This is a genomic window from Psychromonas sp. MME2 (assembly GCF_040566515.1).
Lineage (GTDB): Bacteria > Pseudomonadota > Gammaproteobacteria > Enterobacterales > Psychromonadaceae > Psychromonas.
The window spans coordinates 487,615-500,313 of sequence record NZ_JBEWXI010000002.1 but is presented as its reverse complement, the minus strand read 5'-3'; the positions used below and the strand labels follow the sequence as shown (position 1 = coordinate 500,313).

7 protein-coding genes are annotated in these 12,699 nt (G+C 43.3%); all 7 read right to left on the bottom strand.

Annotated elements, in window-relative coordinates:
• Window positions 1-150: 150 nt before the first annotated feature.
• The 7 genes from AB1A03_RS02705 to AB1A03_RS02675 all read right to left on the bottom strand — a co-directional run bounded on the left by AB1A03_RS02705 (window position 151) and on the right by AB1A03_RS02675 (window position 12,433).
• Entirely contained in the window at window positions 151-1,344 is a 1,194-nt protein-coding gene (locus AB1A03_RS02705; protein WP_354623038.1) for an ankyrin repeat domain-containing protein, read from the bottom strand.
• Window positions 1,345-1,371: 27 nt separating this feature from the next.
• Complete coding sequence (locus tag AB1A03_RS02700; RefSeq protein WP_354623037.1) at window positions 1,372-2,127, bottom strand: Tle-like phospholipase domain-containing protein; 756 nt, start codon at window positions 2,125-2,127, stop codon at window positions 1,372-1,374.
• A 137-nt stretch (window positions 2,128-2,264) separates the two neighbouring features.
• Window positions 2,265-3,242, bottom strand: coding sequence for a LysM peptidoglycan-binding domain-containing protein (locus tag AB1A03_RS02695; RefSeq protein WP_354623036.1), 978 nt, complete (start codon window positions 3,240-3,242; stop codon window positions 2,265-2,267).
• Window positions 3,194-9,241: a hypothetical protein gene (locus AB1A03_RS02690; protein ID WP_354623035.1), complete on the bottom strand. Its 6,048-nt coding sequence runs from the start codon at window positions 9,239-9,241 to the stop codon at window positions 3,194-3,196. The genes AB1A03_RS02695 and AB1A03_RS02690 overlap by 49 nt, the downstream gene beginning before the upstream one ends.
• Window positions 9,242-9,402: 161 nt before the next feature.
• Window positions 9,403-10,935, bottom strand: a complete 1,533-nt coding sequence (locus tag AB1A03_RS02685) for a transposase (protein WP_354623034.1) — start codon at window positions 10,933-10,935, stop codon at window positions 9,403-9,405.
• 122 nt (window positions 10,936-11,057) lie between these two features.
• A complete protein-coding gene (locus AB1A03_RS02680) occupies window positions 11,058-11,879 on the bottom strand; it encodes a hypothetical protein (protein WP_354623033.1) in 822 nt (273 codons plus the stop codon).
• Entirely contained in the window at window positions 11,834-12,433 is a 600-nt protein-coding gene (locus AB1A03_RS02675; protein WP_354623032.1) for a DUF6531 domain-containing protein, read from the bottom strand. The genes AB1A03_RS02680 and AB1A03_RS02675 overlap by 46 nt, the downstream gene beginning before the upstream one ends.
• Window positions 12,434-12,699: the final 266 nt, after the last annotated feature.

Genomic DNA, 12,699 nt, shown 5'->3' with positions numbered 1-12,699 from the left:
ATTTGCGATTGGCGAGACTAAGTCATAACTACCTCCTATCAATGCAAAATCGATGCATAACTAAAAGGTAAAGCACGCTTTTAAACAAGTCAAAGTTTATGGATGTCCAGCCTTTTATTATTAAAAGGCAAGATCTGCCCCATTATTTTTCTACTTTACGGTACTTTGTAATGCTCTATCTCTAGCTAAAAATTGAGCTGCATTTGATCCTGGCATCAGTTTCCCTCCGGCTTCTAAGCGCTCTAATGTTGCCCTATATTTTTCAGTTAAACGCATTTTTTTAGCTCTACGAGGAGGGTAATACACTCGCATTATTTTTAATTTTTCTATGACTTTATTTCTCCATTGCCATTGCGGGGTATTTATTGGCACAGGGTTATCTTCTACCCAAAGAGCAAATTCAACAGTGTTCTCACAATAGCCTTTTTCAAGCTGCCCAAATAATTTATCATATTCAAGCTTAGCCTGATAGTTGGCTTGTTTTTCCAGTTCACGATCATCATCAAGCCTCTTTTGACCTCTAGATGTTGACGGTAACTTACCGTCTCTTTCAGCCTGTTCAAGACGCACTCTTTCACTGGGTTTTAAGCGCATATAAGTAAGCTCAGGTCCTGTATAGAGGACTGGCGGATAGCTTACTCCCATCTGTTTTAACTTGCCGATCACTTTTTTACGCCATTGCCATTGTGGCGCTGTTTCAGACACCTGACTATTGGCGACTCGACGTGCAAGATAATCAAGATCATAATGATAACCACTTTCTAGTAGCCCCAACAGTTTCTCATAATAAGCCAACGCTTCATACCAAGTTGCCAATGTATTCCCAACTATATCAGCACTATTGATATCAGCGCCATATTCTATGAGTAATTCATAATGAGCAGTGCGATCTTGCAGAGCGGCTAAGACTAGCGGACTTTTACCTTCCGCCCATATATCAACATCCCCTCCGTACTGTAATAGCAATTTCAATAGCTTAATATCATCACCGCCGGCAGCAAACCACATCGGGGTATAACCTTGGTCAAAGCGTTGATTCGGATTAGCACCCAATTTAAGAAGAGCTTCAACGCCCTGATAATTTTTAGCCAACATTACCCATATTAAAGGTGTTGATCCATGCTCACCCATAGCATTAACATCAGCACCGGCGCTAACTAACTGCTCTAGCTTCTTTATATTGCCACTGCAAGCCGCTTTTATCAAAGCCACAACTTGTTGATCAGTATAACTTTGCTGGTATGTCTTACCTTTAATTTCCATATCTTTACACCCTGAAATAAGTAGCAACGACAAAAGTAAAAACCCCCTTGCCATACTTAACTTAACTAACTCCTTTAACATATTTTCTCTCACTATAATTACTTTTAGTTAAAAGCCCATGGCCTGAGCAAAATAAGTCATGCCATGCTTATCGATCATTGATGGCGATGATTGATGACTAAAATTCTGCACCGACAAAGGATTTCGGTGCCCGATAGCATCTGGTGCAACACCTGATAACCAGCTTGATTCTTGTACCCAAGTTAATACTTCCCCATTTAATGCATATGACTCAATCTGTGTTGATGCATTATCAAACGATTTAACCCCATAATCTTGAACTGTTTTCAGGTTGAGTCCTGCTGAATTAAAGGTAATTGCAGAATGACCAGTTACCATGGATTGTGCTGAAGCCAAGCCACCGCCTAAAGAATGACCAACAAATCTAACATTTTCCCCTTCAGTTGTGCCAGAAATTGTTTTCGCTACCGCTATTGCTTCCTGATATTGATCAACCTCAAAACCCATTGCTTGTCCGACATTTGTTGCCCAATCCCTGATAGATCCCATTTCAGTGCCACGATTAACGAGAATAGGCGACTTTGCAAAGTCGTCCGAATAGACGCGTGCATAGTAACCTGAACTCGTATTTAACTGGTTAGATTTTATGCCAAATAGGTTAAGTTGGCTATCAGTGGTTAATGCTTTAATACTTGCAGGTAGTAATAGATTAATTGATTTATCAAAATACACATCAGTTGCCACCAGCGCGGCAACTCCTAGATTACGTTCGGCAAGCAGTGCAGCGTATTCAGAACTGGTTACATCAGAAAATTCATCAAGTTGGGTAGTTATAATATCCACCTTTTTCCTCACATCTACCATATATGTTAATTCAAGCGCCTGTGCTTGACTGACTGATTTCCCATAATCATTTGCTGCTATCGCCTGATTATAAACCTCTAAATATTCACCCTTTAATTGGCCAACTTCTTTCTGGATTATTGCAGCGCTCTTCTCAGCGGTATTCTTACTCCCCCCCCCTGCACCCGAGATTTCATCCCCGCCGCCATGGTACTCCCCAAGGCATTGGCAAACGCATCGGCCACAAACATCTCTGCGTTAAACTCCCCCTGCACACCAAAGCCCTGACGAATTAACATGCTGGCCGTACTGCCTGCGATACTGTTAACGAAAATATTGCTATTACTCACATTGGTCAAGCCACTCTCACTAGCCATCCCTCCCGCAACTCCAGCTGCCATTGAACGCCAGCTAAATGACTCATTATTCATCGCCTTATTGACCAGATAGTTACCCGCAGTACGTCCCACACTCTTCAAGGCTATAGTTCCTATATCAGGATTAGTCTTTGGCTGCATAATTCCATTTGCATCAACACCATTGAGACCACCATTAATGCCTCCTGCGACAGCCCCTAATGCAGCCCCTTGTGCAACCTGCTTCCAGTCAAAACCATCGACATTACCGGTTATATTGCCCACCGCCTGACTGGCAATTGAGCCGGCAGCGCCACCAACAGCACCACCAATAGCGCCAGCCACAGCACCACCAACCGTTGACGCACCGGTGGCAACACCTGCACTATTAAGCGCAGTCGCTACAAGGCCAGTTGCCGCTCCCGCAGTATAAATAGTGACCACAATAGCCACCACAATCATTATGATCATACCAACCATACCACATCCAGAAGGGGACGGCGGCGCTATCGCCTCGGGCGTGGTATCGCCTATAATCGCAGCGGCATTATAGGGTTTAAAGGTGCTGGCGTTGTTATGCACATTGCTGTTTACTGTCGGCACGGTTAATGTGCGCCCTGCCGCTAACGCACCGTCATCACTTATGCCGTTGGCGTCTGCCAGCATATACCAAAGACTCGCATCGCCCCATAGACGTTGAGCGATACTTTTTAAACTGTCTCCACCTTGTACCGTGTAGGTACTCGCAGATGATTGCATATCGGCAACACTGTTATAATTCGCATCAAAATTGGTATCTGATAGGTCGCCCGTCTCTCCCAGCATATTGCCATTGGCGTAATAATAATCTTGGATTTTAGCCCCGTCTCGGCGGGATAATATTTGCCCTTCCCGGTTATTAACAATATAACGGTCGTGACCTTTTGCACCTTTATTACTGCCGCGCACATAAAGCAGTTGCCACGCGCATCATAATATTGTTTAATACTACTCGAGCGCCAACCATCTCGCGCCGTGCTCACATTGTTTTCCAGTAACTGGGCACTGTTGCCTAACTGGTACACCATGCTATAAGTATCTGTGTACAACGTGGCGCCAGTGTCTTTATAAGCGGTTAATGTATTACCTTTTTGTAACCCAGCACTGTCATAGGTGTAGTTTAATGCCGCCTGTTTGACTTGAGAGTAACCACTATAAGTGACGGAGGTGCCACCATACGTGCTGCTGGTTGTGGTGAAATTATCTTTGCGCGCATAATTAGTTTGACTTCTAAGCTCAGAGCCAACATAACTATTGGTCATGCTAGAAAGGTAACTCCCACGCGCCCCCTTATTTTTATCGTTATAGTCGTTATAACGTGTTTCACTGGTTAAATTGCCAAGGCTATCATAAGCTCGGCTGCTGAGATCAGCCAAACCGCTGAAACTCGTTTCACTGCTATTTTCTACTGCTTTAGTCACCAACACACGCGCTGAATCATATTGATAACTGTAGGTTTCATGGCGGTACTTGTCACCATCCTTCCAACTATCTTGAATGCGCCAGTAGGCATTATCATACAAAATCTGATGCGCGCCTTCTTGAGCGATATCTATTGTGCCATTATATAATCGCCCCTGGCTGATTAACATGCGATTAGCCGAATCATAGGTGTAATACAAATCTTTCGTTTCAACGATGCCGCTGGAGCCCAGCTTATACACTTCAGACTTAATATGGCGACGATTACCCAGCTCATCATAATGATAAGCCAATGATTTTAAACCAGATGTTTCATTGACAGATTGCTCCGGAACAGAGCTGCCATAAGCTACCGACGCTGCCACAAGCAATGCTTTGGGTGTAAAGATACTTTGAGGAGAGGTAACCTGAGTTAAACGCCCCTGAGCATCGTAACTATTATTAACCGTTCGCGCATAATGGTAACTCAGCCCAGACTGAAAAACGCCATCAGATTGCCAAGAAGAGGAGCCATATTGCGAGGTAACATATACCTCCTTTGCGGCACTCATAGAGAAACTGCGTTCGCTGCTGCTTATCTCTTGGCTACGATTACCGTTAAGATCATAATAATATTCAGTGCTTTCAGTACGACTCAGATTGGAGACACTAAAAGCACTGCTTATGCGATGCGTTGAGCCCAGCTTAGCAAACTGCCAGCTGGCCATATCAGTGGCTAACTGGGTAAAGCCACTGTCTATACCTGTGGTGGTGATTTTTCTTAACCAGCCATTTTCCCAGTAGCTGTAACTGTTATTGATACCACCTTTACTCTCATTGCTCAGTTGCCCAAGGCCATTGTAACTGTAGCTGGTTACCACGCCCGCCATATCTGAGTGGGTTTTCAGGTGGTAAGCATCGTAACTCCAGATTTGAGCAACCGCCCCCGTGTGAGCGCGATAACTATAGATTTTTCTGTCTTGATGATCATAATGACTGCTGGTTTCCCGTCCAGCCAAGTCGCGAGTGCGGATAACATTGCCTCGCGCATCATATTGGCTATAAAGCGCATAACCTGCCGCTTCGGCTGTACTGGTACCACTTAGGGTGATATCGGCTATGCGTTGTCCCAACGCATTATATTGATAGGATTTACTGCCCCAGCTGTAACTGCCCGCGCTGTTAATATACCCCTGTCGCGTTACTTGTCCTAAATTATCAAACGTCGTTTTAGTAACACGCCCAAGGGCATCTTTTTTACCTATTTGCTGTCCAAAAGCATCATAACGGTAATAGGTATAACGATTTATTTGATCTTTAGACCATTGCATTAACCCTGCACTGTCGTAAGACCATTGTTGCGTGTGACCGCCAGCATCGCTTATGTTTGTTAAATTACCTAAGCTGTCGTATTGATAAGTGGTGATTGGCGCAAGGCTGTAAGTCGAGCCATTACTGCGCATCACCGTGGTGGATGGCAACTGTTGACGGGTCATTTTATCAAACTTGTCAAAACGCATATAAGTCGAGTAACCACGCGCATCTTTACTGGTAATAACATTACCCCAGCGATCGCTTGTTTGGTAGATATTGGGAACGGCGCCGTTTATCCTGGGCTGCTGCTGGCGAGTAATATGCCCAAGTTTATCCATGTAATTAAAGGTTTGACGTCCGCCTTTGTTAGAATAAGTAAGGCTACCATGCAGATCGTAATAGTTGGAGGTGTAAACACTGTCCGCACCTTTAGCACGAGTTAGATTACCTGCTTTATCATAACTGTAGGTGAACTGCCAGCCGGTATTTGCACTGCTGTTATAACTGCCTTTTTCTGTCACCTCACCAAAGGCATTGTAAGCAGCGCGTTCGTACTTGTCATCACTATAACCACTTTGACCATTGTGGGTTGATAATACTAATTGCCCCACTTTGTCATAAGTGTAGGTTTTAGTGCTGGTTAAAGAGAGACTTGACCAGTAGTTATAGCCACTATATATTTGACGTGACTCTTTAGTCACCTGCCCTTTTTGGTTATATGCCATCTCGACTAAACTGCCATTCGCATTGCGTATGCCAATTTTACGACTACGATAATCATAATAATTATCCGTAACCACGTTACCCTCTCGGCCACTCAGCGAGACATTGCTTTGTTTTTTCAAATTACCATGACTGTCATAACTAAAGTCGGTGACTTGTCGATCATACTTAGCAGCTCCGTTAAATAGATCGCCGCCATTAAATACTTGATGGCTGACGCCAGATGCGCGCGTCACTCTATCTAACCCATCAAACTCACTCTCTTCACGACCTCCTGCCGCATTCACAGTTGCGGTAATATTACCTTTGGCATCATATTCAAAGCGAGTTACACGACCGGAATGGTTTTCTGATATTTTGCGGCCCAGCTCATCATAGCTAAAAGTAGTGATACGATTATAACCAATAGTGGCACTGCCTGCTGCGGGGGAGCCGTAGCTTGAGGTTGATATACTGCTCACTGTTCCTGCATATTCAGTTTGCGTCTCAAGCAGGCCAAAGCTGTTATAAGCAAAGGTGGTTAAATACAGCCCTGCATCCACCGTTGCTGTTTTTTGGCCATTACTATTATAAAAGTGGTAGGTATCAGCCCAATCAAGGCTATTGATTTTAACATGCTCTTTTATCACCTCGCCAAACCGATTGTATTCATATTGAGTTTCAGGGCTTAGGCTATCCCACCGCCAATGAATTGGGTCAAATATGCTAATGGCATCTTGTTTAACGCTGCTGACCCGCCCAAGTTCATCATAAGTTTTAGTAATACTGCGATCTAAACTACTATTTTTACTTAAGCGGCTGATAACAACGGCTTCGCTCAGCTCTGTGTTTTCATACCCACTGATATTAAAGCGATTGTTATAACGGGTCGTTTTTATCTGATTGCCCTTGGCATCATACTGATATTCAGTTACATAACGTTCGCTATCGAGTTCGAAGCGCAACTGCCCCTGTTTATTATAAACTTTATGGCTAGAATTACCGGCCTCATCGATACCGACAACCGCTTGCCCTCTGGCATTATAAATAGTTTGACTGGTGGTTTGAGTGCCGCCTGCTGAGCTGCCGTTTACCAGCCCGGTAGAAGCATGATAATAACCTGGCAAGGTAGTTTTTACCTGACGCCCCATAATATCGTAGCTAAAGTAGGTCGTTAAGACGTCATGCTCGGCGTTAGCGGTATCTCTAAATAGCTCTGTGCGCGCCGTCACCGCGCCCTGATGGTTATAAGCAAATTTAGTGACCACAGAGCCTGTTTTGTAGCTACCATTACTACTGGGTGATCCCAAAGAGTCAACATAAGCGCCTACCTGAGGACTTATTTCTTCCAGCAAGCGCCTATTTTTATCGTAACTGTATTGCCAAACATTACCGCGTTTGTCTGTGAAACTGGTTTTATTACCTAACGCATCGTAAGCATAGATTTCTATTTTACCTTCAGCATCCGTGGTGCTGGTTAGCTGGCCAATTTTATTATATACGTATTGGGTATGGCGGTCTTCTGCCCGTACCGCGCCCAACCAACTACTCACACTGCTAATTGAAGTAAAACTGTCTACGGGGAATTGGCGCGCATAGGTGATTGCATCTGTTTTATGCCCCGCTGCATCATATTTAAATTCTGTAATATAACCCAGTGCATCGAGTGTATAACGTGTTTGCCCATTTTTATCGGCTAAAAAATTCACCACACGAGCGCCGTCAACAACACTGGTGACATTACCAAAAGCATCGTAATTATTGCTCATGGTTTGATATAACGTATTGGCGCTGGTTGTTGCACGTCCCACTGCATCATAGCTTTGAGAGGTAATATGATTTAATGAATCGGAATATTTTCTGCCCAGCAAGTCATAGGTATAGTTCGCTGTGCTGGTATCACCCGAAACTTGAGTGACTTGCCCTAATTGATTGACCGCATAGTTAATGGTATGGCTGTGGCTAGTGTCACTGCCGACTAAGCCACTGACTTCTTGAGTGAGGTGACCATCTTTATTGTAACTATAAGTTGTACTGACGCCCTCGCCGTTAATGGTTTTTTCTAACTGACCAAGGTTGTTGTAATAATGTTCAGAGTAAGAGACAACAACAGCCCCTTTGGTGCGTAAAGTTGTTAGCGTGGTACCGCTATTGATACCCGTTGCTGGGGTTTTATAATTGATTTCTCGTTTTTTATTATTGTTATTATCAAATACAAATTCCGTTAAATAACCCTCTGGGTCAACCGTTGCCACCAAGTGCCCAGCACCATCATAGTAGTTGTAGCTATGCTGGTCTTTTGTATTAGCCGTTGCTGTGCCGCTGGTATCACCTTTGTTATAGTAACGAATGGTCTCAACCAACTGCCCTTGGGCGTTATAGGTGAATTTAGTTAGGTTGTTTTCACCGTCTAATACACCCGTTTTCAAACCATCTTTATCATAGAAGAAACACGTAATTACCCCGGCTTGAGTTTGTGCGGTAACCCGTGATGCATCGTCATAATTGGTCATTGCAGCTATGCCCAATGCATCAACAGAGCTGGTCAAACGACCGCTATCATCATAATTAAATTGTGTTGTTCTGTCGTTACCATGCAGCGCAGGGCGAATTTGTGCGAGTGAGGCTTTAACCACCACGCTGCCATTAAACCAACCCGATGTATTGACCAAATTCGCATAAGCAAGCGTTTTCGTTAACTGCCCTGTTTTACTGTATATGTTTTCGGTGACCGCACCTGTGCCGTCGACACTGCCACTCACCCGACCCGCGGCATCATAAAATGTATAACTGCGTTGCCCTAGCGCATTTTCAGTCATACTTAATCGCCCCGCGCTGTCATATACATACTTACTGGTAGCAGTGCTACCAGCGCCTGTCACAGTGCTGCTGCTTAACTTACCTGCAGCATCAAAGGTTTGTATACTAACCTTACCTTCGGCAGAGGTGGTGGTGATTTTATTGCCTGCATAACTGCTAAAAACGGCCTGTGTTTTAGGATTGGTGGTTGCAAGCAAACGCCCCATGCCATCATAAGCATAACTGGTTATATAAGTTGCGTTGCCTTTGACGGTAATAGATTGACGCAGCTTACCATGCTCATCATAAGCAAAACGACTCTCTTCCATTGCGCTGTTGATGATGCCGACACCACTGCTATTGACTGCACTGAAATTTTTGCTCTTTACTAATTGGTCACGACCATCATATTCATAATCGCTGCGACTGGTCAGGATTTTATTTTGGCTGGCAACCCAACTATTAAGCTGACCTTCAGATAACGAGGCTGTAGAATTTCTCATTTTCAGCCTGATTATTTTAAATAAAAAACACAATAATTCATAATTTATTGATATTCAATTAAATATTCTGTTTTTAATAACTGACTGATTAAATTGAGTGATATATCGCTGAATTGGCTTAATTAGGCGGGGGTATTCGATGTTAAGGCATCGCCCTTGGGTTAATGCAGGCTGTTTTTTAACTTCTCAATATTATGCACTAAACAGTACATCTGCCATTGCGCATTCACTTTCTCTTGCCCGCGCAGCGTGAATTTATTCATCCCTTTATTGACCGTAATATTGCCAAATACCGGCTCTATTGCACCTAACCGTTTACTGTATTGTCGCCGTCCGGGGCTACTGTCTATTTTCACCCGCATTTTATCGCTATAAGATATAGGTTTGGTGCTTTTATTGATTTCAAACTGGACTTGTCTGCCTTGTTTAGTCGGCGCGTTGCGCATGCATTGCTTTTGTAGTACGCAGGCCCGGCAATCCTTTAAATAACCTGAGAAACGAACGTATTGCCGACCTGCCGTTTCAACATTTTTAACACTTAACCACATTTCATTACCTGCTGGGCAGCGGCAACTTGAGACCGTTTCATCAAAGTAAAAATCGTGACTAGTAAATAGTCGCGCTCTGCCTTTACTGCGTTTTAATCGCCGTTTTTCTTGTTCTGTTTGATAGGTTTGACTGGTTTGGAATAAAGGATTGCGGCTTCTAAATGCGGTATCTGCTATATAAGTATCTAACCCTGTCGTGGCCATGAACTCAAGGTTCACTTCACTGTGGAAACCACTGTCAGCACTGAACTTGGCATCTTTAAAGGTATCGGGTGTACCTAGCTTCGTAAGTTGTTCTTGCAACTGCTTAACCGCGGGCTTCAATGTCTGCTGCTCACCTACCGAGCCCCATGCCTGCGCTTGCACTATGATTTGGTGTTTATCATCATTGATAGCAATACCGTTATAACCTTGAATCGTCCCTTTACTGGTGGTCATCTTGGCGCTATCTGGGTCGGTGATATTGCTTTTTACTGGTTTATTTCGACTACCTATTTTCTCTTTATTACTCGCAAGGAACGCACTAATTTTATTGGCACTTTCATCTAATTTTTGTTTCTGTTTTAGGTCATGTTGGCGTTCATCTTCATTAAGACCGTCTTGTGCCTGATGTCTTGCAATAATGCGTTGGCTAGCACGTTGCAACTTGCGTTGTTTGCGTTCAAGCTCTGCAAATGTACCACTCCACTCTTTACTCGCATTGCTGCTTATCTTGCAACCATCAATCGCAAACATGTGACGACCTATCAACCCTTCTTTATCGCATATCATTAAGACTTGGGTAAAAAGCGGCTCGATTTTATCTTTCATTTTGGAGATAAAGTTGGCGATTGACGTGTAATGTGGCTGTACATCACCCGATAAACTCATGAAGGTGATATTACGCTCACACGCGTCTGCGATACGGCGACTACTAACAAGGCCACGAGAGTAACCGAACAAGATGATTTTTAGCATAACAGAAGGTGGATAAGCAGCTGCACCGCCATTGTCATTATTGTACCAATCATCAAAGGTGCTTAAATCAAGGTGCTTATCAACGATATGGGAAAGTGCGTACTCAAATGTACCGGGGAGAATTTGCTGTGCAAAGTCAATCGGGATGAATTTACTTTGACAAGATAGGTCTGGTTTGTAATTAGCCATGACGTTTCACTCTGAGCGAATAATAACTATTAGATCACAGCCGATCAGCGCATGCAAGTACATTTTTTATACAATTTTCATTAAATGAAAAACAACGTAAAAACGGTCTTTTTGGAGAAATTCTACAGCCTCAACTGCGTAGTCACCGCTAAGCTACCTGCCGGATATTGGCCGCCGTTATAAGTTATTGCAGCTACACGCTGACCAACACTGTTATAACGTTGCTCGCTGACCCGCCCTTCGGCGCTAATAGTAAAACGTAAATGCCCGACTCCATCATAGACGAAACGGTTAGTAGCAGGAGTGCTCGCATTAATATAATGCGTTTCACTGACAAGCTTTTTACCCACATAGCGCCACTCGGTTTTATGGCCAAGCGGATCGATTTGGCTGGTTTTATTACCCACTCCATCGTAAGTGAAACTGGTGGTCTTACCATTTGCATCAATGGATTTAATAATGTTGTCATTCGCATCATACTGAAACTGCGTGACCATCACTTGCCCGTCTGCATTGGGACTGGTCGTTTTTACTAGCCGTTTTTCACTATCAAAATCATAACGCCAACTGTTACCCAAATCATCACTGACACTGGTGTAACTGCTGCCATAGCTGTAAGTCTGCTTATGCCCGGTGCCATCGGTAACAGTGTGGACCTTGTATTTGCCATCATGATACAGGTAAGTAAAACTGACTTTACTACCATCACTTTGGCTAATTTCGCGCACTCGGAGGCTGGCACCATCATAAAGATACGTTGAGGTGTAAACGTGCCCATCACTAATGCTGTTATCATCTGAGCTTAAATCACTTTTAACCTGATACAAACGATGACTACTATCGTAATTATAATAAACCTCAGTTGAGGTCACGCCATTGGCATAGGTTTTTAAACTTGCTAATTTACCACTACCATAACCACTGCTATGGTAATCAAACAACATCTTTTCGTTATTGCCAAATTTGATTTCAGTGAGCTTGATTCCGCTATAACTGTAACTACGGGTGTTGCCGTCTTTATCCGCCGAAAAATGAGATAACCAGCACTATTGTATGTATCGGATGCGCCAGAGCTTTGATTTTTCCAGATATAATTCGCGCCCGATTTCCAGATGCGGTCAAAATTGCCTTCACCATTACGGCTTTCATATTGACCGCTGCCGATATAGGCATAGGTCACTTCATGACCATCTCCAAGCGTACGGATAATACTGCTTCCGCTGCTATTAAGTGAGCCGACTAATTTAACCGTGCGCTCAAAACCGAAACGCCAGCCATTTTGGTCGCTATCGTTCCACTCACCTAGACTGTTGTAGGTTTGCTCAGCAACAATATCGACGCCACGCCCGACCAATATTTCATCACGGTCATTAAGAACCAAGTTACCTGTCGCTGCATTAACATAATTTTTTATATCGCCTTGGCCAATGCTTGCTTGCCCGCCAACATAAGAGGGGTTGAACAAACCTAAGCCTTCATTAACAATTAATGCAGTCATACATCATCCTTGATTTTTAAATTGAAAAGTATTGTAAACAGAGAAAGGGGGCCTAGCCCCAGACAACAAATGAACATTATAAAATCCAAAGATTTTACACGCCTATCTTATTGAAAAAAAGATATTTTGATTTTTAATTTTTGTTTGTAGGACTATTTTTCTACCATTTATTTTTGTTTGCGAGACGTGTAACACAAAGTCAATAGGGGCTGATTTATAGTTAAACTTATTGATTTAAACACATGAATAGCATAGAAATTGTTTTT